Origin of the sequence: Enterobacter dykesii (assembly GCF_008364625.2) — a bacterium.
GTDB classification, from domain to species: Bacteria; Pseudomonadota; Gammaproteobacteria; order Enterobacterales; family Enterobacteriaceae; genus Enterobacter; species Enterobacter dykesii.
On the sequence record NZ_CP126604.1, the window covers coordinates 1,771,990 to 1,796,406 of the forward strand.

Sequence of the window (24,417 nt, forward strand, 5' to 3'; positions counted from 1 at the left end):
CAATTGCCTGACCGCTTATTCGCGACACATAAGTTTAGAACAAAAGTGCACGCAAGGGTGTTAATGTTTTGTTAGAATCGGGGTTAAAAGATGTCTGTTTCTACAGCGAGATGTAAGCATATGTCGAACCAACGTAACCCTGACGATTTGAAAAAAAACCTCACAGAAATGCAGTTTTACGTGACGCAGAATCACGGAACGGAACCGCCGTTCACCGGGCGTTTACTGCACAACAAGCGGGACGGCGTCTACCACTGTCTGGTCTGTGATGCCCCGCTGTTCAATTCACAAACGAAATTTGATTCTGGCTGCGGCTGGCCGAGTTTCTACGAGCCGGTGAGCGATGAGGCCATCCGCTACCTGACCGACTCGTCGCACGGCATGGTGCGTACGGAAATTCGCTGCGGCAACTGCGATGCGCACCTTGGGCACGTCTTCCCGGATGGCCCACAGCCTACCGGCGAGCGTTTCTGCGTAAATTCAGCCTCAATGAGCTTCACCGATGATGAAAACGGTGACCAGATTAAGGGTTGAAAAAACGATTCAGCAAATTATTCCTTTGAAAGGGCGCGAGTGTGAATATTGATGACATGATTAGCGGCATGACGCCGGAGATTTATCAGCGTCTGGTGACCGCCGTAGAACTGGGAAAATGGCCCGACGGCGTTGCGCTGACGCCGGAGCAAAAAGAGAACAGCCTGCAGCTGGTAATGCTGTGGCAGGCGCGCCATAACACCGACGCGCAGCATATGACCATCGACACCCAGGGCCAGATGGTGATGAAGAGCAAGCGCGAGCTGAAAGAAGATTTTGGCATCACGCCGAAGCCGATTGCGACGATGAAAATGCAATAACGGTGCAGCTTGATACCCTCTCCCACAGGGAGAGGGTGTAAAAGACTACGCCTGCGTTTCCAGCCAGTCTTCGAGCGTATACAGCGTTGCGCCTTCCGCAGCCATATCCATAAACGCCTGAGCGCTGTCCTGCGGTTGAATGTTCACTCCGCGGCAGCCGTCGGTGATGACGCTGACGGTATACCCCAACTGGAGCGCGTCCAGCACGGTAAACTTCACGCAGTAATCCGTCGCCAGGCCCAGCACGATCAGCTCCGTGATTTCATGGTGACGTAACCACGCGTCCAGCGCCGTTTTCTGGCGATGCCCGTTATCAAAAAACGCGCTATAGCTGTCGATAGCCGGGTTTTCACCTTTATGGAACACCGCGTCGATGGCTTTCTGGTTCAGGAGCGGATGCAGCTCCGCGCCTTCCGTCTGCTGTACGCAGTGATCCGGCCAGAAGGTTTGCGCCAGCCCGTCGAGTTTCCCCTGAGTGAACGGCTCGACGTCGTGCTGGCTGGCAAAGCTGCCGTGGTTCGTCGGGTGCCAATCCTGGCTTGCGACAACCGCTTCACCGCGGGCTTTGCACCAGTCAATCAGCGTGTTGGCCACGTCAACGGTACTATCACCTTCGGCGACGGCCAGCGCACCGCCCGCACAGAAATCATTTTGCAAATCGACCAGTAGCAGGGCGCGTTGCTTCATGAGCACTCCTTATTCGTCCGGGGTCAGCTCGCCGCGCAGGTTTTGCATCATCGCGCTGCGAATGGACTGAATGTCCAAATCCTGACTCAGTAAATAGTGAAGTTTAGTCAGCGTTGCCTCAACGGTCATATCGAAGCCGCTAATAACCCCTGCATGCGCCAGCGCGTTGCCGGTGGCATAGCCGCCCATATTCACTTTACCGGACATACACTGGGTCAGGTTCACGACCACAATTCCGCGCTCGCTGGCTTCCTGGAGCTCTTTCAGGAATTCGCCGTTCTGCGGCGCGTTGCCTACGCCATAGGAGCGCAGAATCAGCGCTTTCACCGGCTGGCGCAGGAAGTTACGCACCACGTCAGCGGAGATACCCGGGTAAATAGTGACCACGCCAATCGGTTGCGGAGTGATCGGATGCACGATCAGCTCGCCGGCGGTGTTCGGCGCAGGCGGCGTGCCCAGACGACGGATATGAATCCCGGCCTCCAGCAGCGGCTGCAGGTTAGGGGAGGCGAAGGCGTCAAAGCCGTCGGCATGGGCTTTGGTGGTGCGGTTGCCGCGATACAGACGGTTGTTGAAAAACAGCGACACTTCGTTAATCGGGTAATTCGCCGCCACGTACAGGGAGTTCAGCAGGTTGATCTGCCCGTCCGAGCGCAGCTCCGCCAGGGGGATTTGCGACCCGGTGACGATAACCGGCTTGCTCAGGTTCTCCAGCATGAAGGAGAGCGCCGAGGCGGTAAACGCCATGGTGTCGGTGCCGTGCAGGATCACGAAGCCGTCGTACTGGTCGTAATGGGCTTTAATGTCATCCGCGATGTGCTGCCAGTCTTCCGGCGTCATGTCGGAGGAGTCCATCAGCGGCTCGTATTCGTGGATGGTGAAGTCTGGCATTTCCGGACGGTGGAATTCTGGCATCAGCGCAAGCTGACGCTGCAGGTGGCCGGAGACAGGGATATAGCCGTTTTCAGAGCGCTGCATACCGATGGTACCGCCAGTGTAGGCTACATAAATCGATTTCTTCTGCATGGTAGTGAGTTCTTGTTCTTCAAAAGAAAAAAATCCCCTCTTCGCGGGAAGAGGGGACGGTTTTTAACGGACGTTAGCGCAGGTCAGGCAAAACGCGTAACGACTCTGTGGATCGTTAAAGGCCGCGAGCTTATCGCTCTCTGCCTTCATCGCTTTCGCCGCCGTGGCGACCGGCGCAGGCAGGTAAGCCTGCATCGCCTCCGGCAGCATGGCGCGTACCGACCCGGACATGCTGTCCATGACCATATCGAAGAACGACGGTTCGTCCTGGTAATACTCGATATGCCACTGCTTCAGCTTCGCCAGCTCGGCGGCTTTCTTCACCGCGTCATCGAAATCGCCCAGGCTGTCGACCAGACCGTTGCTCTTCGCATCCTGGCCGGTCCAGACGTGGCCCTGCGCAATCTGGTCGATCTGCTCAGGCGTCTTTTTACGCGAGTCCGCCACCAGGGTGATAAAGCGCTTATAGCCGTTCTCAATGCTGAGCTGCATCATCTCAGAGACTTCCGGCGGCAGGGATTTGGTCACCGACACATCCGCCAGCGGAGAGGTCGCTACGCCATCGGTATGTACGCCCAGAGAATCCAGGCTGTTCTCTACGGTGTTGATCACCCCGAAGATACCGATCGAGCCGGTCAGCGTGCTTGGGTTAGCCACGATGTAGTTGGCTGGCGTTGAGATCCAGTAACCTCCGGAGGCGGCCATTCCGCCCATGGATACAACCACCGGCTTGCCGGCGGCGCGTGCCGCGGCCAGTTCAGCGCGGATCACCTCGGAGGCGGTGACGCTGCCGCCAGGGCTGTTCACGCGCAGGACGATCGCTTTCACTTTTGGATCCAGGCGAGCATCGCGGATTTGTGACGCGGTAGTATCGCCGCCCACGTTGCCTGGGGTCTCCTGACCGTCCATGATAGCGCCGTTGGCAAACACCACCGCGACGCTGTCACCGCTGTCATCCGGCTTTTTCGTCGAGTAATCATACATGCTGATGGCGCTGTAATTTTTGTCCTCTTTGCTCCAGCCAAACTGTTTGCTCAGGGATTTTTCAATCTCGGCGCTGGTGCCCAGGGCATCAACCAGTTTGTTATCCAGCGCATATTTCGCGGTATCACCGTCAACCTTACGCAGGCCATCCAGCACGCCCTTCGCGCCAGGGAACGCCTGCTCAGGCGTAATCTGGCGGTTAGCGGCAACGGTGCCGAGATAGTTCTGCCACAGCTCGCCAATCCAGCGGCTGTCCGCTTCACGGGCGGCAGGAGACATGTCGTCGCGGATAAACGGCTCGACGGCTGATTTATACGTGCCGACGCGGAAGACGTGGGTGGTGACCTTCAGCTTGTCGAGCAAGGATTTGTAGTACAGGCCGTTGGTGGCAAAGCCGTGCAGATCGACCGTACCCTGCGGGGAGAGCCAGATTTTATTGGCGAAGCTCGCCAGATAATATTGCCCCTGGCTGTAGCTGTCGCCCACGGCAATCACCGGCTTGCCGCTGTCGCGGAATTCGCGCAGCGCTTTACCGATGTACTGCATTGAAGGCTGATCGCCTCCGGCAAAATCTTTCAGATCCAGCACGATTCCGGTGATGTTGCGGTCGTCTTTGGCCTGGCGGATGGTATCGACGATATCGAACAGGGAGTTTTCCTGCAGGCGGTCTGACGTCGCGCCAAACAGCTGGCGGCTGATTGCCCCCAGTCGGTTGCTGGCGGACGGTTTATCAACGATAACGCCGGTGATATCGAGTAACAGGGCCCCGCGAGTTGAATGCTGCGCCTGATTCGCGTTGCTGATGTGCATCCAGATGCCCGCGCAAACCAGAACCAACAGGATGAAGAAGATGTTCATCACCAGGTTGCGGACGAAGTTGAGCAGTCGCCACGTCCATTTAAAGAAACCGGCAATGATTCGCCAAAGGGTTCGCATATATTCTCCCTAACCAGAAAATGACTGTTTCCGTCGCCACTGGACGGTAATGTTGGGTTATCGTAATGACCCAACCGCCACTTGTCAGCAGGAATCGCCTGCCAGGCTGTAACAAAATCTGCCGTCGTGTTAATTTTGTGAGTAAATTTCAAGAAAGGAGTTAACCAATGGACGCACTCGAACTGCTTGTTAACCGCCGTAGCGCTTCCCGTCTGGCCGAACCTGCCCCGGCAGGCGAGCAGCTGGAGAACATTCTGCGTGCCGGCATGCGTGCCCCCGATCACGGTACGCTGCAGCCGTGGCACTTCTTTGTGATTGAAGGCGAAGGCCGCGATCGTTTCAGCCAGCTGCTGGAGCAGGGCGCGGTTGCCGCCGGTCAGGATGAGAAGGGTATCGACAAGGCGCGCAATGCCCCGTTCCGCGCCCCGATGATTATCGCCGTCGTGGCAAAATGCCAGGCCGACCATAAGGTGCCGGTCTGGGAACAGGAAATGTCCGCGGGCTGTGCGGTTATGGCGATGCAAATGGCCGCCGTCGCGCAGGGCTTTAACGGTATCTGGCGTACCGGGCCGTTGACGGAGAGCGCAGCCGTGCGGGCAGGATTTTCCTGTGGCGAACATGACAAAATTGTCGGTTTCCTTTATCTCGGCACCCCGCAGCTTAAAGCCTCCAGCACCATAAGCATTCCGGACACCACGCCTTTCGTCAGCCGTTTCTGATCACGCACGCTAAACTGTCTGGATTCTGAGCATCTGCCGCAGAATTCAGACAGTCATACTTACCTCTTTATGGAATGAGCGCTACCATAGCGCGATTGAGATGACAGGAGACGTCCATGAGCGAGCAAACCATTCGTTTAACGCAGTACAGCCACGGAGCCGGTTGCGGTTGTAAAATTTCCCCGAAAGTGCTGGAGACCATCCTGCACAGTGAACAGGCGAAGTTTGTCGACCCGAACCTGCTTGTCGGCAACGAAACGCGTGACGATGCTGCAGTTTATGACTTAGGTAACGGCACCAGCATTATCAGTACTACCGACTTCTTTATGCCAATTGTCGACAACCCGTTCGACTTTGGGCGCATTGCGGCCACCAACGCCATCAGCGATATCTTCGCGATGGGCGGTAAGCCGATCATGGCGATTGCCATTCTGGGCTGGCCGATCAACACCATCCCGCCGGAAGTGGCCCGTGAGGTGATTGATGGCGGTCGTTTTGCCTGCCAGCAGGCGGGGATTGCCCTGGCCGGTGGTCACTCTATCGATGCGCCGGAGCCTATCTTCGGCCTGGCCGTCACCGGCGTGGTGCCGACCGAGCGCGTGAAGCGCAACAGCACCGCGCAGGCGGGCTGCAAGCTGTTCCTTACCAAGCCGCTGGGCATTGGCGTGCTGACCACCGCCGAGAAAAAATCCCTGCTGAAACCGGAGCACAAAGGCCTGGCAACCGAAGTCATGTGCCAGATGAACCTCGCCGGTGCGGCGTTTGCCAATATCGACGGCGTGAAGGCGATGACCGACGTCACCGGTTTTGGTCTGCTGGGACACCTCTCTGAAGTGTGTCAGGGTGCGGGCGTTCAGGCGCAGGTCTGGTATCAGGACGTGCCGAAGCTGCCGGGCGTGGAGGAGTACATTGCTCAGGGCGCGATCCCGGGCGGTACCCAGCGCAACTTCGCCAGCTACGGTCACCTGATGGGCGAAATGCCTGAAGAGTGGCGCAACCTGCTGTGCGATCCGCAAACTTCCGGCGGCCTGCTGCTGGCGGTGACGCCGGAATCCGAAGCCGAGGTTCAGGCCACGGCCGCCGAGTTCGGCATCACCCTGACGGCGATCGGCGAGCTGGTGACCGCGCGCGGCGGTCGTCCGATGATTGAGATCCGTTAATTCGATGCGGTTGTTTATTGCCGAAAAGCCGAGCCTGGCCCGTGCCATCGCCGACGTGCTGCCTAAGCCGCATCGCAAGGGCGACGGCTTTATCGAATGCGGTAACGGGCAGGTGGTCACCTGGTGTATCGGTCACCTGCTTGAGCAGGCGCAGCCGGATGTCTACGACAGCCGCTACGCCCGCTGGAATTTGAACGATCTGCCCATCGTGCCGGAAAAATGGCGGCTGCAGCCCCGTCCCTCCGTCACTAAACAGCTCAACGTGATCAAGCGCTTCCTGCATGAAGCCGAAGAAATCGTGCACGCGGGTGACCCGGACAGGGAAGGACAGCTGCTGGTCGATGAAGTGCTGGACTATCTTGAGCTGGCGCCGGAAAAGCGCCAGCAGGTGCAGCGCTGCCTGATCAACGACCTCAACCCGCAGGCGGTCGAGCGGGCGATTTCGCGCCTGCGCGCCAACAGCGAGTTTATCCCGCTGTGCGTCTCGGCATTAGCCCGCGCCCGCGCCGACTGGCTGTACGGCATCAATATGACCCGCGCCTACACCATTCTTGGGCGCAACGCGGGCTATCAGGGCGTGCTTTCCGTGGGGCGCGTGCAGACGCCGGTGCTGGGGCTGGTCGTGCGTCGCGATGAAGAGATTGAAAACTTCGTCGCTAAAGATTTCTTTGAGGTGAAAGCGCATATCGTCACGCCTAAAGACGAGCGCTTCACCGCCGTCTGGCAGCCGAGCGATGCCTGCGAGTCGTATCAGGATGAAGAGGGGCGCTTGCTGCATCGTCCGCTGGCGGATCATGTGGTTAACCGCATTACCGGCCAGCCGGCTATCGTCACCAGCTATAACGATAAACGGGAATCAGAACCTGCGCCGCTGCCGTTTTCGCTTTCTGCACTTCAGATTGAGGCGGCCAAAAAGTTTGGCTTGAGCGCGCAGAACGTGCTGGATATCTGCCAGAAGCTCTACGAAACCCATAAGCTCATCACCTATCCGCGTTCGGACAGCCGCTATCTGCCGGAAGAGCACTTTGCCGGACGCCATTCGGTGATGAACGCCATCGGCGTACACGCGCCGGATCTGCTCCCGCAGCCGGCGGTGAACCCGGACACCCATAACCGCTGCTGGGACGACAAAAAGGTCGATGCCCACCACGCGATTATTCCGACTGCGCGCGCCAGCAGCGTCAACCTGACCGACAACGAAGCGAAGGTCTATAACCTGATCGCCCGTCAGTACCTGATGCAGTTCTGCCCGGACGCGGTATTCCGTAAGTGCGTGATTGAGCTTGAGATTGCCAAAGGCAAGTTTATCGCCAAAGCGCGTTTCCTTGCGGAAGCGGGCTGGCGCACGCTGCTCGGTAACAAAGAGCGCGACGAGGAGAACGACGGCACGCCGCTGCCGGTGGTCGCCAAAGATGACGAACTGCTGTGCGAGAAGGGCGAAGTGGTTGAACGTCAGACCCAGCCGCCGCGCCATTTCACTGATGCGACGCTGCTGTCGGCGATGACCGGTATCGCCCGGTTTGTGCAGGATAAAGATCTGAAGAAGATCCTGCGCGCCACCGACGGTCTGGGGACGGAAGCGACGCGAGCGGGGATCATCGAGCTGCTCTTTAAGCGCGGTTTCCTGGAGAAAAAAGGGCGCTATATCCACTCAACGGAACCGGGCCGGGCGCTAATCCACTCTCTGCCGGAGCTGGCCGCCAGGCCGGACATGACCGCGCACTGGGAATCGGTGCTGACGCAGATCAGCGAGAAGCAGTGTCGCTATCAGGACTTTATGCAGCCGCTGGTCGGGACGCTTTACCAGCTGATCGATCAGGCCCGCAGCACGCCGGTGAAAACGTTCAGAGGGATGGTTGCCCCCGGTGGCGGCGCGAAGAAACCGTTTAAAAAGAAAAAGAGCGCGGCCTGATACGCCCGGTTTTCTCCCCCACCCCGTGGGAGAGGGCCGGGGTGAGGGCACCCGGCCACACGCGATAAACCTTAAATCACGCCCTGCCCAATCATCGCATCCGCGACCTTCACGAACCCGGCGATATTCGCGCCGCGCACGTAGTTGGTTTGCGACGCCTCGCCGCCGTACTCCACGCAGGCATGGTGAATATCCAGCATGATGTGGTGCAGGCGCGCATCCACTTTCTCCGCCTTCCAGCCGAGACGCGCAGCGTTTTGCGCCATTTCGAGGCCGGAGGTCGCCACGCCGCCCGCGTTAGCGGCCTTGCCCGGCGCAAACAGCACGCCCGCTTCCAGGAACAGGTCCGTCGCATCGATGGTGGTCGGCATATTTGCCCCTTCGGCCACCGCTTTTACGCCGTTGCTAATCAGGGTACGCGCGGCGTCCGCATCCAGCTCGTTCTGCGTGGCGCACGGCAGGGCGATATCCACCGGAACGCTCCACGGCTGTTTCCCTTCCTGGTAGGTCAGGCCAAACTCCCGGGCATAATCCGCCACGCGGCCATCGCGGCTGGCTTTGATTTCACACAGGCGCGCCAGCTTCTCTGCCGTGAAGCCCGCTTCATCCACCACCGTGCCGCTGGAATCAGAGGCGGTCACCACGCGAGCGCCAAGCTGCATCGCTTTCTCAATAGCGTACTGCGCCACGTTACCGGAGCCGGACACCGCGACGCGCATACCTTCAAAGCCTAAACCGTGACGCTTGAGCATCGCCTCGGTGAAGTAAACCAGGCCGTATCCTGTCGCTTCCGGGCGGATCAGGCTCCCGCCAAACGACAGTCCCTTGCCGGTAAAGACGCAGGCGCTGTTGTTGGAGAGCTTTTTCATCATCCCGGCCATAAAGCCCACTTCACGTCCGCCCACGCCGATATCACCGGCAGGAACGTCGGTATCCGGGCCGAGGTGACGGTAGAGTTCGGTCATCAGCGCCTGGCAGAAGCGCATGACTTCGCCTTCGCTTTTGCCTTTCGGGTCGAAATCGCTGCCGCCTTTGCCGCCGCCCATCGGCAGCGTGGTGAGGGCGTTTTTAAAGGTCTGCTCGAAGCCGAGGAATTTCAGAATCGACAGGTTCACGGACGGATGAAAACGCATGCCGCCCTTAAACGGGCCAATCGCCGAGTTAAACTGAACGCGCCAGGCGCGGTTAACCTGTACCTGGTTGCGATCGTCAACCCACGTCACGCGGAACTGGATCACGCGCTCTGGCTCGACAAGGCGTTCAAGCAGCGACATCTGGCGATAACGCGGGTTTTGTTCAAGGAAGGGCCACAGGGTGGTCATAACTTCACGCACGGCCTGCGCGAACTCGCTTTGGTGCGGGTCGCGCTGCTGAACATGGGCAAGGAAACTTTCCAGAGAGCGTGTCTGATCCATAGATATAAGAACCTCTTATCGTATTTTATGTGTATTACTTATGCGATTTGTGTTGTTTTTTTGACTATACCACCCGTACCGCTTTGTGAGGCAAGCAGAAATTTATGACGAAAGGGAAATTAATGAGAGGACGGGCGTCATAACGAAAAGCGATGAAGAGATAAATTAAAGGTTCCGCTCTGGTTTACCGTTATAGTCAATATCAGGACACAACAGGAAGACAAGTCGATGAACCGTTATGTGATGACCGCGTTATGTTTGATGTTTACCGCTGGCGCTCAGGCTGACCGCATTCGTCCGGATGTGGAAGTGAATGTGCCGCCGGAAGTGTTTAGCTCCAGCGGCCAGAATCAAACGGTGCAGCCCTGTAATCAGTGCTGTATCTATCAGAATCAGAACTACTCGGAAGGGGCCGTTGTGAAAGCGGACGGCATTCTGCTGCAGTGCCAGCGCGACGAGCGCGCCATCAGTACGAACCCGCTGGTCTGGCGTCGCGTAAAACAATAAACGCTTCCAGCAGCGGAATATCCGCGGGGGCTAAGGCGTAGCCAAACGCCTCTTCCGGCGTACACCACGCGAGCGCGCTGTGGTAGTGCGCCGTGAGCTCGCCGAGAAAAGCAGGAACGTGCCAGGCATGCAGGTTAATCAACCGCTGCGAGACTTCGCGCTGGTGGCTTGCCACGTATTGTGCAGGCTGCGCTTCAATACCCAGCTCTTCACGCAGCTCGCGGATAAGCGCTTCTGGCTGGGTTTCTCCGGCCTCGACTTTACCGCCTGCAAACTCCCACATTCCTGGCTGATCGGCATGGGCAGGGCGCTGCGCCAGTAAAATGTTGCCGTCTTTTTCGATGATGGCGGCAACGACATCGAGTGTTTTCAGCATGGTCGTCAATAATTGATAGTGAAAAAATAAATGCGCCCGGAAGGGCGCACAGGAAAAGGATTTTTAAAAGGCTTACGCGTCATTACAGCTTGAATTTAGCCCACACCGGCGCGTGGTCAGACGGTTTTTCCATGCTGCGGATCTCGTAGTCGATCCCGGTTTCGATGCAGCGCTCGGCCAGCGGCGAACTGGCGAGCAGCAGGTCGATACGCAGGCCGCGGTTGTCGTCAAAGCCTTTTGAGCGGTAGTCAAACCACGAGAAGCGGTCCTGCGTTTCCGGGTTGGCGGTACGGAAGGTATCCACCAGCCCCCAGTCCAGCAGGCGCTGCATCCACTCGCGCTCTTCCGGCAGGAAGGAGCATTTGCCGGTACGCAGCCAGCGTTTGCGGCTGTCTTCACCGATGCCAATATCCAGATCGGTCGGGCTGATATTCACATCACCCATGATCAGCACCGGATTGTCTTTGTTCAGTTCGGTGGTTAGATAGTCCTGCAGATCCTGATAAAACTTGGCTTTAGCCGGGAATTTGGTCGGATGGTCGCGGCTCTCGCCCTGGGGAAAGTAACCATTAATCACGGTGATGTTCCCCAGCGGGGAAGGCAGTTCCGCCATGATGATGCGGCGCTGCGCTTCTTCGTCATCGCCGGGAAACCCACGGCGGACTGAAACTGGCGTCTCTTTGGTCAACAGCGCAACGCCATAGTGACCTTTCTGCCCATGATAAAAGACGTTGTAACCGAGCTTCGCCACCTCTTCGAGGGGGAACATGTCATCGTGAACCTTGGTCTCCTGCAGGCCGATCACATCTGGCTGATGTTGCTCAACAATGGCTTCAAGCTGATGGGGGCGGGCGCGCAGGCCGTTGATATTAAAAGAGACAAATTTCATAGTCGCTGCCAGTGCAAGGTGAATAGTGCATGGATGGTAGCAGAATTTGCGTCAACTGTTACCGGCTTCGACCAATAACTGCGACAGATAATGCCGGTGGTGCAATATTTGCACCATTCTGACGCGACTCGCCCTCAAACAGGGCGTAAATGACCGATAAATTTCGCGAGCGATCACAATTCCAGAATTATATTTGGCCTGTGCATACTCTTTCTGATTTTCATGCGGCAAAGCGCCGCTTGTCGTAAAAATATTCACTTTTTATGCACTAACAGTGAATAACTCCATATTGTAACTTGTTGATATTCTGTTACCCCAACCCGTTTATGCAATTTTATCGCTGGCTGGCACGAAGGCTGCAATCTACATTCACAGTGCAAACACTCAATTATTTAACATTCAAATAACTTTTTATTTACCGGATGAGGTCGCTATGTCTCTGTCAATTACGCGTGAAAATTTCGATGAATGGATGATGCCGGTTTACGCTCCGGCGGCTTTTATTCCGGTTCGTGGGGAAGGCTCGCGCCTGTGGGATCAGCAGGGTAAAGAGTATATCGACTTTGCAGGTGGGATTGCGGTCAACGCGCTGGGTCACGCGCACCCGGCGCTGCGTCAGGCGCTGAATGACCAGGCGGCGAAGTTCTGGCATACCGGCAACGGCTTTACTAACGAGCCCGCGCTGCGCCTGGCCAAAAAACTGATCGACGCGACGTTTGCCGAAAAAGTCTTTTTCTGTAACTCGGGGGCGGAAGCCAACGAAGCGGCGCTGAAGCTGGCGCGCAAATATGCGCACGATAAATTTGGAACCCACAAGAGCGGCATCGTGGCGTTTAAAAATGCCTTCCACGGGCGCACGCTCTTTACCGTCAGCGCGGGCGGCCAGCCTTCCTACTCGCAGGATTTCGCCCCGCTGCCGCCGGATATCCGTCACGGCATCTATAACGATCTGCAGTCCGCCAGCGAGCTGATTAACGACACCACCTGCGCGGTGATCGTCGAGCCGATGCAGGGCGAGGGCGGCGTGCTTCCGGCGCAAAAAGCGTTTCTGCAGGGGCTGCGCGAGCTGTGCGATCGCCACAACGCGGTCCTGATTTTCGACGAAGTGCAGACCGGCGTGGGCCGCACCGGCGAGCTGTATGCCTATATGCACTATGGCGTAACGCCGGACGTGCTTTCGACTGCCAAAGCGCTGGGGGGCGGCTTCCCGATTGGCGCGACGTTGACCACCGATAAATTCGCCAGCGTGATGACCGTGGGTACCCACGGCACCACCTACGGCGGCAACCCGCTGGCCACCGCCGTCGCCGGGCAGGTTCTCGACATCATTAACACGCCTGAGGTGCTGAAAGGCGTTAAGCAGCGTCACGACTGGTTTGTTGAACGTCTGAACGCCATCAACGGCAAAACGGGGCTGTTTAAAGAAATTCGCGGTCTGGGGCTGTTAATCGGCTGCGAGCTCACCGCTGAGTTTGCCGGAAAAGCTAAACTTATTTCACAGGAAGCGGCAAAAGTGGGCGTGATGGTGCTGATTGCCGGTGCCAACGTGGTGCGTTTTGCGCCGGCGCTGATCGTCAGCGAGGAAGAGGTGCAAACCGGTCTCGACCGTTTTGCGCTGGCGTGTGAAAAAGTGAAATCCGGGGTGTCATCATGATGGTCATCCGTCCCGTTGAGCGCGGCGATCTCGCCGGGCTCATGCAGCTTGCCGGTAAGACGGGAGGCGGGCTGACCTCGCTTCCTGCCGATGAAAAAACGCTGTCGGCGCGCATCGAGCGCGCCCTGCAAACCTGGCAGGGGACGTTGCCAAAAAGCGAACAGGGTTATGTGTTCGTGCTGGAAGACATCGACACGGGGACCGTGGCCGGGATCTGCGCCATCGAAGTGGCCGTCGGGCTTAACGACCCGTGGTACAACTATCGCGTCGGCACCATGGTTCACGCCTCGAAAGAGCTGAACGTCTATAACGCGCTGCCTACGCTGTTTCTCTGCAATGACCACACGGGCGCCAGCGAGCTCTGCACGCTGTTCCTCGATCCGGCGTGGCGCAAAGAGGGCAACGGCTATCTGCTCTCTAAGTCGCGCTTTATGTTTATGGCCGCCTTCCGCGATCGCTTTAACGAAAAAGTGGTCGCCGAGATGCGCGGCGTAATCGACGACACCGGCTACTCGCCGTTCTGGGAGAGCCTGGGCGAGCGCTTCTTCTCGATGGAGTTCAGCCGGGCGGACTATCTCTGCGGCACTGGCCAGAAAGCCTTTATTGCCGAACTGATGCCGAAGCATCCTATCTATACCCATTTCCTCAGCCCGGAAGCGCAGGCGGTGATTGGCGAAGTCCATCCGCAAACCGCGCCCGCCCGCGCGGTGCTGGAGAAAGAGGGCTTCCGCTACCGGAACTATGTCGACATCTTTGACGGCGGCCCAACGCTTGAGTGCGATATCGACCGCGTGCGCGCGATCCGTAAGAGCCGTCTGGTTGAGGTCTCTGAAGGTCAGCCCGCGCCGGGTGACTGGCCCGCCTGTCTGGTGTCGAACGAAAATTACGCCAACTTCCGCGCCATGCTGGTGCGTACCAACCCGAAATGCGAACGTCTGGTGCTGACGGCTGCAGAACTGGATGCCCTGAAATGTAACGCCGGCGATACGGTTCGCCTGGTGCGTCTCTGCCCTGAGGAGAAAACAGCATGACATTATGGATTAACGGTGACTGGGTCACGGGCGAAGGCGAAGAGCGCGTAAAGACCAATCCGGTTGGAAAAGAGGTGCTATGGAAGGGGCTTGACGCCAGCGCCGCTCAGGTGGAACAAGCCTGCCGTGCCGCGCGCCGCGCGTTTCCGGCGTGGGCAAAACAGCCTTTCGCCGTGCGCCAGGAAATTGTTGAAAAGTTCGCCGGCCTGCTGGAGGCAAACAGGGCCGAACTGACGCGCATCATCGCGTCTGAAACCAGTAAACCGCGATGGGAAGCGGCAACCGAAGTGACGGCCATGATCAACAAAATCGCTATTTCGGTGAAGGCGTATCACACCCGCACCGGCGAACAGCACACCGACATGCCGGACGGCGCGGCCACGCTGCGCCACCGGCCGCACGGCGTCCTGGCGGTGTTTGGCCCCTATAACTTCCCGGGACACCTGCCAAATGGTCACATTGTGCCCGCGCTGCTGGCGGGCAATACCGTCATCTTTAAACCGAGCGAGCTCACGCCATTCATCGGCGAGGCGGTGGTTAAGCTGTGGGAACAGGCCGGCCTGCCCCCGGGCGTGCTGAACCTGGTGCAGGGCGGGCGGGAAACCGGTCAGGCGCTGAGCGCGCTGAGCGATATCGACGGCCTGCTGTTTACCGGCAGTGCCGGTACGGGCTATCAGCTACATCGCCAGCTGGCAGGGCAGCCGGAGAAAATCCTGGCGCTGGAGATGGGCGGCAACAATCCGCTGATTGTGGAAGACCCTGACGATATCGACGCCGCGGTGCACCTGACGATCCAGTCCGCCTTTATTACCGCCGGACAGCGCTGCACCTGTGCCCGCCGCCTGCTGGTGAAACGGGGCGCACAGGGGGATGTCTTCCTGAAACGTCTGGTAGAGGTGAGCGCGCGTCTGGTGCCAGCCGCGTGGGATGCCGACCCGCAGCCGTTTATCGGCGGACTGATTTCCGAACAGGCCGCGCTGAACGTGCTGAAGGCCTGGCAGGACCACGTCGCGCGCGGCGCGAAAACCCTGCTGGAGCCGAAGCAGGTTCAGGCGGGTGCTTCGCTGCTGACGCCGGGCATCGTAGAGATGAGCGGCGCAAGCAACGTGCCGGATGAAGAGGTCTTTGGCCCGCTGCTGTGCGTCTGGCGTTACGACGATTTCGATGCGGCCATTGCGATGGCGAACAACACCCGCTACGGCCTGTCGAGCGGGCTGATTTCGCCGCATCGCGAGAAGTTTGATCGGCTGCTGCTGGAAGCGCGCGCCGGGATTGTTAACTGGAATAAACCGCTGACCGGGGCCGCGAGCACCGCGCCGTTCGGCGGCGTGGGCGCGTCGGGCAACCATCGCGCCAGCGCATGGTATGCCGCCGATTACTGCGCGTGGCCGATGGCGAGCCTGGAGACCCCGGCGCTGACGCTGCCGGAGACGCTTAATCCGGGGCTGGATTTTACCGGAGGGGATCGTCATGAAAGCGCGTGAGGTTAACTTTGACGGGCTGGTGGGGCTGACGCACCACTATGCCGGTCTCTCTTTTGGTAATGAAGCCTCGACGAAGCACCGTTTTCAGGTGTCGAACCCGAAGCTGGCGGCGAAGCAGGGGCTGCTGAAGATGAAGGCGCTGGCGGATGCCGGTTTCCCGCAGGCGGTGATCCCGCCGCAGGAACGCCCGAACGTGGCTGTCCTTCGTCAGCTCGGCTTTAGCGGTACCGATGAGCAGGTGGTAGAAAAAGCGGGTACGCAGACGCCGCACCTGCTCTCCGCGGCAAGCTCTGCCTCCTCTATGTGGGTGGCAAACGCGGCGACCGTCGCGCCGTCAGCCGACACGCTGGATGGCAAAGTTCATCTGACGGTGGCGAACCTGAACAATAAATTCCACCGCGCCACCGAAGCGGATACCACCGAGCGCGTTCTGCGCGCCATTTTCAATCATGACGCCCATTTTGAGGTGCATCAGGCTCTGCCGCAGGTGGCGATGTTTGGCGACGAAGGCGCGGCCAACCATAACCGCCTGGGGGGCGATTATGGCGACCCGGGCCTGCAGCTGTTTATCTACGGGCGAGAAGAGGGGGGCCACGCCGCGCCAACCCGTTATCCTGCGCGTCAGACGCTGGCGGCCAGCCAGGCGGTTGCCCGCCTGAACCAGGTCAATCCTTCGCAGGTGGTTTTTGCCCAGCAAAACCCGCACGTGATTGACCAGGGCGTGTTCCATAACGACGTGATTGCCGTTTCTAACCGTCAGGTGCTGTTCTGTCACGAGCAGGCGTTTGCCCATCAGGAGAAGCTGCTCGCCACGCTGCATGAGCGCGTGCGCGGCTTCACGCCTATCCAGGTGCCAACGGAGGCGGTGAGCGTGCAGGACGCGGTAGAAACCTATCTGTTCAATAGCCAGCTGCTGAGCCGTGACGATGGCAGCATGATGCTGGTCCTGCCGCAGGAGTCCCGGGATCATAAAGGCGTGTGGCGCTACCTGACGGAGCTGGTCAAGGCCGATAACCCGATTGACGAACTGCGCGTGTTTGACCTGCGCGAAAGCATGGCCAACGGCGGTGGTCCCGCCTGTTTACGTCTGCGCGTGGTCTTGACTCAGGACGAAATGCAGGCGGTGAACCCCGCGGTAATGATGAACGATACGCTCTTTACGCGGCTGAATGACTGGGTCGATCGCTACTATCGGGATAGTCTGACGCAGGCGGATCTGGTTGACCCGCAGCTTCTGCGTGAAGGGCGCGAGGCGCTGGACGCGTTATCGACAATCCTGCAACTGGGATCGGTTTACCCGTTCCAGCGCTAAAGGAGTGGATATGGAAAATTTACTGGCGCTGACCCTGGCCGATGAGACGCCGGAACAGAAAGAGGGGGATGGCCCCTCATTTCGCTGGCGGTGGCTGGGGCGCGGGGTGCTTGAGCTGACGCCGACCGTAAAAAGCGATCTGTCGCTGCTGCTTTCAACGGGTCTCCACGGGAATGAAACCGCACCCGTTGAGATTGTCGATCTGCTGCTGCGTGCGCTGTACCGCAATGAGATCGCCCTGAAGTGCCGCGTGCTGGTGGTGCTCGGCAATCCTCCTGCGCTGGCGCAAAACAAACGGTATCTGGTGAGCGACATTAACCGCATGTTCGGCGGCCGCTGGTCGCAGTTTCCCCAGAGCGATGAAACGGCGCGGGCCGAGTGGCTGGAGAACGTCGTGACCGCGTTTTTTGCCGCTGCGGGGCCCGTGCGCTGGCATCTGGATCTGCATACGGCAATCCGCGCGTCTTACCACGTCCGCTTCGGCGTTCTGCCGCAGCGCAGTCAGCCGTGGGATGAAGCGTTCCTGAGCTGGCTGGGAGACGCCGGGCTGGAGGCGCTGGTCTTTCATCAGTCGCCGGGCGGAACGTTTACCCATTTCACCTGTGAACGTTTCGCTGCGCTGTCCTGCACGCTGGAGCTGGGAAAAGCGCTGCCGTTTGGCCAGAACGATCTCACTCGCTTTGCGCCAACGCATCTCGCCCTTCGGGCGCTGCTGGGAGGAACGGCTCCTGAACATGCGCATCAGCCCGTCGAGCGGTATCGGGTCGTACAGCAGATCACGCGGCGCAGCGACGCCTTCCTGCTCCATATGGCCGCGCATACTCTGAACTTCACGCCGTTTCGCAAAGGGGCGCTGCTGGCCGAGGATGGCGAGGAGCGTTACGAGGTGCAGAACACCACCGAGTATGTTTTATTCCCTAACCCGAGCGTGGCGTTTGGCCTGCGGGCCGGGCTGATGCTGGAAAAAATATCCTGAACCTTTCCCCTCTCATCCGGGAGGGGGAGGTAAAAAACTTTTCTTAACGATTAAAGCGCTTGCACTTGTTTTGCAGAATATTCCTGGTGAATTGCTTTATTATTGATCTTTACTTCGCTATACTCCTGCTTAATCTCTTTAAAATCATCGCATTGAATATTTCTTGTTGCAACTCTCCACGCTTTATCCTTATTTCCTCCACATTTGGCGAAAATTTGTTTTTTACACTTTCATTGTTTTACCGTTGCTCTGACTAATTGACGATAAACCCCGTAAAGTTAATCTCGTCAACACGGCATAGCGCCGAAGAATAACTGAAAGAAAGGAAATAAATTATGCGTAAGTTTACTGCACTGTTTGTTGCTTCTACCCTGGCTCTGGGCGCTACCAGCATGGCGTTCGCCGCAGATACTGCGACCACTGCACCTGCCGCGCCTGCTGAAGGCAAAATGATGATGCATCATAAAGGTCCGGGTATGCACAACGAGATGATGATGTTTAAGGATCTCAACCTGACGGATGCGCAGAAGCAGCAGATCCGCGACATCAGAAAAGGTGAACGCGACCAGATGAAACGTCCTCCGCTTGAAGAGCGCCGTGCGATGCATGACATCATCGCCAGCGACAGCTTCGATAAGGCGAAAGCCGAAGCGCAGATCGACAAAATGGCCGAGCAGCACAAAGCCCGCATGCTGGCTCACATGGAAACCCAGAACAAGATCTACAACATTCTGACCCCGGAACAGAAAAAACAATTTAATGCGAATTTTGAGAAGCGTCTGACAGAACGTCCGGCGATGGAAGGTAAAATGCCAGCACCAACCGAATAATCGGTTCACTCTCTTAAGACCGCCGGGATCCTGTCCACAAAAGCGCAACCGCTGTGGACAGGACCGGCGGTTTTTCTTTCCTGCCCTCTTGCCTGCCGCCGCCAGCGCGGTATCCTCCTGTAGTCGCGTCAGAGAATGTTTGCAGAGTCATGGCGTTAGAATTTTTATTAACGTTCCGCTAAGGCCTGCCCGCTCTGCTGCCGATACTGTTTCTGTGAATACCCAACGATAACAAACAAGACAGCAACGATAGCGATATCCTTGCCCTGGCACGGGTTGTGCCATTCAGGAGTGGTGATGGAGTTCTTTGATATCCGTAAGATGCCGGTCAGCCTCTGGCGCAATGGTGCTGGCGAAACGCGTGAGATTTGCTGCTTCCCTCCCGCGACGCGCGATTTTCACTGGCGTGCCAGTATCGCGACGATTGCCAGCAACGGCGAATTCTCCTCGTTTCCCGGTGTTGACCGGGTGATTACCTTGCTGGAAGGGGGAGAGGTGACGCTGGATGCGGGACAGGCATTCTTCCATACCTTGAAGCACCACCAGCCCTATAGTTTTGCCGGCGATCTGCCGGTGAAAGCGCTGCTGTCCGATGGGCGGATGGCGATGGACTTTAACATCATGACCCGGCGCGACTGCTGCAAGGCGAAGGTACGCGTTGCTGACCGAACCTTTACCACCTTTGGCTCACGCGGGGGCGTGGTGTTCGTGCTAAGCGGGGCGTGGCAGCTGGGTGATAAATTGCTGACGGCCGATCAGGGCGCCAGCTGGGAGGAGGGTACCCATACGCTGCGCCTGCTGGAGGCTCAGGGCACCTTATTGTTCAGCGAAATCACGTGGCTGCCGGGTCATTGAGCACAATGATCTCAAACTTTCCGGCCAGGACCGGTTTACAGAGAATTTTGTAGCCATCGTGGTCAAATCCGGCGGGCGTGCGCAGCAGGGTTGCCGCGTCGTTGATGTCGTCTACAGCGCCCAGCCAGAGCCAGTTGTTGACGATGTGATACTGGGTCATTGCCTCACCCACTTCTTTTAGCGCAACGGCGCTTTCCCAGGGCCAGCAGTTCACGCTGATGGCCGCCAGACCGGTGAGAAGCCGGGCGTGATGAGCCTCAACGCTCTCTTTCCCGCAGCACGCTCCGGCGCAGCGCTTCAGCGCGGATCGAAAACAGGCGCGTCCGCGGGTGGTTGCCTCAAGACCTAAAAGGCTGTAGCAAAGCTGTAAATCGTCCGCCAGCGTCTGCAGCGCCTGGAGCGCGGCGCGTTTATTGGCGAACAGCCCATAGAGATTCGGGGCATGAGAAAAATCGACGTCGCGCGCGTAGACGACCTCCGGTTTGCCATCGTTTATCTGCAGGGAGCAAAGCTGACGGTTGCGGCGCAGGCGCTTGTTGAACAGCGGCTGTTGTTCTTTTATCAACCGCGCCTCCAGCAACAGCGCGCCCATTTCTCCCGCGGTCTGGAACCAGGTAATGCGTCGCGACTGGCGCAGCATGGCGGCCTCGTCCGGCGTACGGAGATGGGATAACACCCGACTGCGAATGTTAACGCTCTTGCCGATATAGAGCGGCAGGGTGTCGCTTTCACCGTGAAAGATGTACACGCCCGGCTGTTTAGGCAGCGCCTCAAGCCAGGGGCGAAGGTGTTCGGGATATTCGTAGATAGCCGCCGCTTCAAACTCAAGACGCGGGGCGGATTGACGCCTGCTCACATACTGCTCCATATACTGTTCAGACATACAGTGTAGCAGGAGTGTGATGGTTAAAAAAGAGCCGGGTGGCGACTAAGCCTTACCCGGCCTACAAAAGCGGGTTACCGTTTTGCGTTTATTTCCAGAAGTCGTCAAACACCGTAATTGGCGTGTGGCGCTTGTGCTCGGTTTTCAGATACCAGCCTTCAATGATTTTCGCGGTCCGTTCATCCAGCTTTTTGCCTTCCAGATAATCATCGATGTTGTCATAGGTAACGCCAAGGGCCGCTTCATCCGGCAGGGAAGGGCGATCGTCTTCAAGGTCCGCTGTCGGCGCTTTCTTATACAGATGCTCAGGACAGCCCAGCGCGGCCAGCAGCTGCTTACCCTGACGCTTGTTGAGACGGAAGATCGGGTTAATGTCGGTGCCGCCGTCGCCATATTTGGTGAAGAAACCGGTGATCGCTTCTGCCGCATGGTCGGTGCCGACGACAACGCCTTTGGTCATCCCGGCGATGCTGTACTGCGCTTTCATGCGCTCGCGGGCTTTCTCGTTGCCGCGGACAAAATCGCTCAGCTCAATGCCCGCTTCGCGAAGCGCCTGCTCGCTTGCAAGCACCGAGCCCTTAATATTCACGGTCAGCACGCGGTCTGGCTGAATGAAGGCAATGGCATCCTGGCAATCCTGCTCGTCCGCCTGTACGCCATAAGGAAGACGCACCGCGATAAACTGCAGTTTCTCATCGCCCGTCTCTTCGCGAAGCTCTGAAATCGCCATCTGGCAGAGTTTACCGGTCAGGGTAGAGTCCTGCCCGCCGCTGATGCCCAGCACCAGGGATTTCAGGAAAGCGTTCTTTTTTAAGTACGATTTTAAAAAATCCACGCTGCGGCGGATCTCTTCATGTGCATCTACCGTAGGCTTCGCGCCCAGTGCCTGAATAATCTCTTGTTGCAGAGCCATCACGCCCTCCATATGCAGTACATAAACAGAATGTGTTAGCTGTTAAAACTAACCCTTTGGGCGAGAAACGACAAGGATCACAGTTTCGAGTGCGCTAATTTGCGCCGATTTAGCAGGTTATCGTTGTTTTATTAGAATTTTCCGAAATTCGTCTGGCGTAACTCACAAAGTTGAACAATAGTACTTTTTATCCCATGCTTAGATAACACGCTGATAAACAAGAGGACGGAATATGAACAAGAACGTAGCAGGAATTCTTAGCGCAGCGGCGGTACTGACTATGCTGGCAGGGTGTACGGCTTACGATCGCACTAAGGATCAGTTTACGCAGCCCGTAGTAAAAGACGTTAAAAAAGGGATGACCCGTTCGCAGGTGGCTGCGATTGCCGGTAAACCTTCTTCTGAAGTGACCATGATTCATGCGAAAGGGACCTGCCAGACCTATATCCTGGGTCAACGTGATGGTAAGGCAGAAACCTACTTCGTCGCCCTGGATGATACCGGTCATGTGATCAACTCCGGCTATCAGACCTGTGCTGAATACGACACCGATCCACAGGCACCTAAGGCGCAGTAACCCTGCTTGCCTGAGGATGTTAACAAACCGGCCCATGGGCCGGTTTTTTTTTGCATCAGAAAATCTTATTTCTTTGCGCGAATTATTTGCCCGAAATGTGAAGGGAGTCAACAAGCCAGGTCAATGAGAGACAATTTGAGCCTATCCAGAATTATCCCCTGTCTGTACCATTGCGTATACTCACTCCAACGATAAACAACAGTACGCAAGCTACCTGTCTGCCGGGACAGCGAGTCGAGTGATAGCGCGATGGCAGGTAGTTATACAAGAGGGAAATCACGATGGAAAAGAAACATATCTACCTGTTCTGCTCAGCGGGCATGTCAACGTCGCTTCTGGTGTCAAAGATGCGTGCGCAGGCTGAAAAGTATGAAGTCCCTGTGGTGATTGAAGCGTTTCCAGAGACGCTGGCGGGCGAAAAAGGCCAGACAGCCGATGTTGTTTTACTGGGGCCGCAAATTGCCTATATGTTGCCCGAAATTCAACGACTGTTACCGAATAAACCGGTCGAAGTGATCGACTCGGGGCTGTACGGCAAGATTGATGGTTTAGGTGTTCTTAAAGCTGCTGTGGCAGCCATTAAAAAAGCGGCTAATTAATTTTTATTTTTCCCGTCAAAGAGTTATTTCACACACAATACGCCGTAACATGCGTTACGGCATTTAAGGGTATTTTCCTATGAGTAAAGTCATCGCTTCACTTGAAAAGGTACTCCTTCCTTTTGCTGTTAAAATAGGAAAGCAGCCTCACGTTAACGCCATCAAAAACGGCTTTATTAAATTAATGCCGTTGACGCTGGCCGGGGCCATGTTCGTTTTAATTAACAACGTTTTTCTGAGCTTTGGTGAAGGTTCCTTCTTTTATTCATTAGGAATCCGGTTAGACGCATCCACTATTGAAACCCTTAATGGTTTTAAAGCCATCGGCGGCAACGTCTATAACGGTACGTTAGGGATTATGTCGCTGATGGCGCCTTTCTTTATTGGGATGGCGCTGGCAGAAGAGCGTAAAGTGGATCCGCTGGCTGCCGGGTTATTATCGGTTGCCGCCTTTATGACCGTAACGCCTTATAGCGTGGGTGAAGCCTACGCCGTTGGCGCCAACTGGCTGGGCGGGGCCAACATTATCTCCGGTATTGTTATCGGCCTGGTGGTGGCAGAAATGTTCACCTTTATTATCCGCCGCAACTGGGTTATCCGCCTGCCGGATAGCGTACCGGCTTCCGTTTCTCGTTCATTTTCCGCGTTGATTCCAGGCTTCATTATTCTTTCCGTCATGGGGATTATCGCCTGGGCGCTCTCCCACTGGGGCACAAACTTCCACCAGATCATCATGGACTCTATCTCTACGCCGCTGGCGTCGATGGGTGGCGTGGTCGGTTGGGCGTATGTGATTTTCACCTCTCTGCTGTGGTTCTTTGGCGTGCATGGTTCACTGGCACTGGCCGCGCTGGACAGCGGGATTATGACCCCCTGGGCACTGGAAAACGTTGCGCTTTACCAGCAGTACGGCTCCGTTGACGCGGCGCTGGCAGCGGGTAAAACCTTCCATGTGTGGGCGAAGCCGATGCTTGACTCCTATATCTTCCTGGGCGGTACCGGGGCGACCTTGGGTCTGATCATCGCGGTCTTTATTGTCTCTCGTCGTGCTGACTACCGTCAGGTCGCGAAGCTGGCGCTGCCATCCGGCATCTTCCAGATTAACGAACCGATTCTGTTCGGTCTGCCAATCATCATGAACCCGGTAATGTTCATTCCGTTCATCCTGATTCAGCCGCTGCTGGCCGCGATCACCCTGACGGCGTATTACATGGGCATCATTCCACCGGTCACCAACATTGCGCCTTGGACCATGCCGGCGGGTCTGGGCGCCTTCTTCAACACCAACGGCAGCGTTGCGGCCTTCCTGCTGGCGATATTCAACCTCGGGGTCGCTACCCTGCTGTACATGCCGTTCGTGGCGATTGCCAACAAAGCCGCCACCATTATTGATGAAGAAGAGAGCGAAGAGGATATTGCCCTCTCACTGAAATTCTAAGATTGACCGGCGCGGGGAAGCCCGCGCCAGCCACAAGGAGCTTAAACATGTTAGATTTGGATAGTATTGTCGCAGACGAAGCCGTCGAGAACGATCTCGAAGAAGTGGTGATGGGGCTTATCATCAACTCCGGACAGGCCCGCAGCCTGGCCTATGCCGCACTGAAGCAGGCCAAGCAGGGGGATTTCGCCGCTGCGAAAACCATGATGGAACAGTCCCGCACGGCGCTGAACGAAGCGCATCTGGTACAGACAAAGCTGATTGAAGGCGACCAGGGCGAAGGGAAGATGAAGGTCAGCCTGGTGCTGGTCCACGCGCAGGATCACCTGATGACCTCGATGCTGGCGCGTGAGCTGGTGGCGGAGCTTATCGAGCTTCACGAGAAAATGCACTGAGTCGG

General features: G+C 57.3%; 25 protein-coding genes. 17 read left to right on the top strand and 8 right to left on the bottom strand.

Going from position 1 to position 24,417, the window contains the following annotated elements:
• Positions 1–120: 120 nt before the first annotated feature.
• Both msrB and F0320_RS08450 read left to right on the top strand, forming a co-directional pair.
• Positions 121–534 carry a peptide-methionine (R)-S-oxide reductase MsrB gene (gene msrB, locus F0320_RS08445; RefSeq protein WP_008500710.1) on the top strand — a complete coding sequence of 138 codons (414 nt, stop codon included), beginning with the start codon at positions 121–123 and terminating at the stop codon, positions 532–534.
• Positions 535–590: 56 nt separating this feature from the next.
• The gene (locus F0320_RS08450) at positions 591–854 is read left to right on the top strand and encodes a YeaC family protein (protein ID WP_244997183.1); all 264 of its coding nucleotides are present in this window, start codon (positions 591–593) and stop codon (positions 852–854) included.
• Between the two features lie 45 nt (positions 855–899).
• On the opposite strand, the gene pncA is transcribed toward F0320_RS08450, so the two are convergent.
• The 3 genes from pncA to sppA all read right to left on the bottom strand — a co-directional run bounded on the left by pncA (position 900) and on the right by sppA (position 4,487).
• On the bottom strand, positions 900–1,541 hold the full coding sequence (pncA, locus tag F0320_RS08455; RefSeq protein WP_126328298.1) for a bifunctional nicotinamidase/pyrazinamidase: 642 nt from the start codon (positions 1,539–1,541) through the stop codon (positions 900–902).
• 9 nt (positions 1,542–1,550) lie between these two features.
• On the bottom strand, positions 1,551–2,567 hold the full coding sequence (ansA, locus tag F0320_RS08460) for an asparaginase (protein WP_008500705.1): 1,017 nt from the start codon (positions 2,565–2,567) through the stop codon (positions 1,551–1,553).
• Between the two features lie 63 nt (positions 2,568–2,630).
• Positions 2,631–4,487, bottom strand: a complete 1,857-nt coding sequence (sppA, locus tag F0320_RS08465; protein WP_126328299.1) for a signal peptide peptidase SppA — start codon at positions 4,485–4,487, stop codon at positions 2,631–2,633.
• A 167-nt stretch (positions 4,488–4,654) separates the two neighbouring features.
• Between sppA and F0320_RS08470 the strand changes: the two genes are divergently transcribed.
• The 3 genes from F0320_RS08470 to F0320_RS08480 all read left to right on the top strand — a co-directional run bounded on the left by F0320_RS08470 (position 4,655) and on the right by F0320_RS08480 (position 8,278).
• The gene (locus F0320_RS08470; protein ID WP_047651927.1) at positions 4,655–5,206 is read left to right on the top strand and encodes an NAD(P)H nitroreductase; all 552 of its coding nucleotides are present in this window, start codon (positions 4,655–4,657) and stop codon (positions 5,204–5,206) included.
• A gap of 116 nt (positions 5,207–5,322) precedes the next feature.
• The gene (gene selD / locus F0320_RS08475; protein ID WP_047651929.1) at positions 5,323–6,366 is read left to right on the top strand and encodes a selenide, water dikinase SelD; all 1,044 of its coding nucleotides are present in this window, start codon (positions 5,323–5,325) and stop codon (positions 6,364–6,366) included.
• Between the two features lie 4 nt (positions 6,367–6,370).
• Positions 6,371–8,278 carry a DNA topoisomerase III gene (locus F0320_RS08480; RefSeq protein WP_047651931.1) on the top strand — a complete coding sequence of 636 codons (1,908 nt, stop codon included), beginning with the start codon at positions 6,371–6,373 and terminating at the stop codon, positions 8,276–8,278.
• A 71-nt stretch (positions 8,279–8,349) separates the two neighbouring features.
• Here F0320_RS08480 and gdhA read toward each other — a convergent pair whose 3' ends face one another.
• Positions 8,350–9,693 (bottom strand): NADP-specific glutamate dehydrogenase, encoded by a 1,344-nt coding sequence (gdhA, locus tag F0320_RS08485; protein ID WP_126328300.1) that lies wholly within the window; start codon positions 9,691–9,693, stop codon positions 8,350–8,352.
• 228 nt (positions 9,694–9,921) lie between these two features.
• Here gdhA and F0320_RS08490 point away from each other — a divergent pair, with 228 nt between their 5' ends.
• Positions 9,922–10,200 carry a DUF1496 domain-containing protein gene (locus F0320_RS08490; protein WP_047651934.1) on the top strand — a complete coding sequence of 93 codons (279 nt, stop codon included), beginning with the start codon at positions 9,922–9,924 and terminating at the stop codon, positions 10,198–10,200.
• On the opposite strand, the gene F0320_RS08495 is transcribed toward F0320_RS08490, so the two are convergent.
• Both F0320_RS08495 and xthA read right to left on the bottom strand, forming a co-directional pair.
• On the bottom strand, positions 10,160–10,576 hold the full coding sequence (locus F0320_RS08495) for a pyrimidine (deoxy)nucleoside triphosphate diphosphatase (RefSeq protein ID WP_126328301.1): 417 nt from the start codon (positions 10,574–10,576) through the stop codon (positions 10,160–10,162). The genes F0320_RS08490 and F0320_RS08495 overlap by 41 nt on opposite strands.
• Before the next feature lie 82 nt (positions 10,577–10,658).
• Complete coding sequence (gene xthA, locus F0320_RS08500) at positions 10,659–11,465, bottom strand: exodeoxyribonuclease III (protein WP_047651936.1); 807 nt, start codon at positions 11,463–11,465, stop codon at positions 10,659–10,661.
• 433 nt (positions 11,466–11,898) lie between these two features.
• On the opposite strand from xthA, the gene astC reads away from it, so the two are divergent.
• From astC to ves, 7 genes are all read left to right on the top strand, one after another.
• Entirely contained in the window at positions 11,899–13,119 is a 1,221-nt protein-coding gene (astC, locus tag F0320_RS08505) for a succinylornithine/acetylornithine transaminase (RefSeq protein ID WP_029742016.1), read from the top strand.
• A complete protein-coding gene (gene astA / locus F0320_RS08510) occupies positions 13,116–14,150 on the top strand; it encodes an arginine N-succinyltransferase (protein WP_126328302.1) in 1,035 nt (344 codons plus the stop codon). Before astC ends, astA begins: the two co-directional genes overlap by 4 nt.
• Positions 14,147–15,634, top strand: coding sequence for a succinylglutamate-semialdehyde dehydrogenase (gene astD, locus F0320_RS08515; protein WP_126328303.1), 1,488 nt, complete (start codon positions 14,147–14,149; stop codon positions 15,632–15,634). Before astA ends, astD begins: the two co-directional genes overlap by 4 nt.
• Positions 15,621–16,946: an N-succinylarginine dihydrolase gene (astB, locus tag F0320_RS08520; RefSeq protein ID WP_126328304.1), complete on the top strand. Its 1,326-nt coding sequence runs from the start codon at positions 15,621–15,623 to the stop codon at positions 16,944–16,946. The genes astD and astB overlap by 14 nt, the downstream gene beginning before the upstream one ends.
• Before the next feature lie 10 nt (positions 16,947–16,956).
• On the top strand, positions 16,957–17,922 hold the full coding sequence (gene astE / locus F0320_RS08525; protein WP_126328305.1) for a succinylglutamate desuccinylase: 966 nt from the start codon (positions 16,957–16,959) through the stop codon (positions 17,920–17,922).
• Positions 17,923–18,257: 335 nt separating this feature from the next.
• Entirely contained in the window at positions 18,258–18,752 is a 495-nt protein-coding gene (gene spy / locus F0320_RS08530) for an ATP-independent periplasmic protein-refolding chaperone Spy (protein ID WP_047651943.1), read from the top strand.
• 297 nt (positions 18,753–19,049) lie between these two features.
• Positions 19,050–19,607: an environmental stress-induced protein Ves gene (gene ves, locus F0320_RS08535; RefSeq protein WP_126328306.1), complete on the top strand. Its 558-nt coding sequence runs from the start codon at positions 19,050–19,052 to the stop codon at positions 19,605–19,607.
• Here ves and cho read toward each other — a convergent pair.
• The gene (gene cho, locus F0320_RS08540; RefSeq protein WP_221765982.1) at positions 19,585–20,463 is read right to left on the bottom strand and encodes an excinuclease Cho; all 879 of its coding nucleotides are present in this window, start codon (positions 20,461–20,463) and stop codon (positions 19,585–19,587) included. The two genes, ves and cho, sit on opposite strands and share 23 nt — an antisense overlap.
• 115 nt (positions 20,464–20,578) lie before the next feature.
• Positions 20,579–21,403, bottom strand: coding sequence for an ammonia-dependent NAD(+) synthetase (nadE, locus tag F0320_RS08545; protein WP_047651945.1), 825 nt, complete (start codon positions 21,401–21,403; stop codon positions 20,579–20,581).
• Between the two features lie 232 nt (positions 21,404–21,635).
• Between nadE and osmE the strand changes: the two genes are divergently transcribed.
• From osmE to chbA, 4 genes are all read left to right on the top strand, one after another.
• A complete protein-coding gene (gene osmE, locus F0320_RS08550; RefSeq protein WP_010430142.1) occupies positions 21,636–21,980 on the top strand; it encodes an osmotically-inducible lipoprotein OsmE in 345 nt (114 codons plus the stop codon).
• A gap of 281 nt (positions 21,981–22,261) precedes the next feature.
• Positions 22,262–22,579 carry a PTS N,N'-diacetylchitobiose transporter subunit IIB gene (chbB, locus tag F0320_RS08555; protein ID WP_008500676.1) on the top strand — a complete coding sequence of 106 codons (318 nt, stop codon included), beginning with the start codon at positions 22,262–22,264 and terminating at the stop codon, positions 22,577–22,579.
• A 79-nt stretch (positions 22,580–22,658) separates the two neighbouring features.
• Complete coding sequence (gene chbC / locus F0320_RS08560; RefSeq protein ID WP_126328308.1) at positions 22,659–24,017, top strand: PTS N,N'-diacetylchitobiose transporter subunit IIC; 1,359 nt, start codon at positions 22,659–22,661, stop codon at positions 24,015–24,017.
• A 47-nt stretch (positions 24,018–24,064) separates the two neighbouring features.
• Positions 24,065–24,412, top strand: a complete 348-nt coding sequence (gene chbA, locus F0320_RS08565) for a PTS N,N'-diacetylchitobiose transporter subunit IIA (protein WP_121931298.1) — start codon at positions 24,065–24,067, stop codon at positions 24,410–24,412.
• The last annotated feature ends 5 nt before the right edge of the window (positions 24,413–24,417 follow it).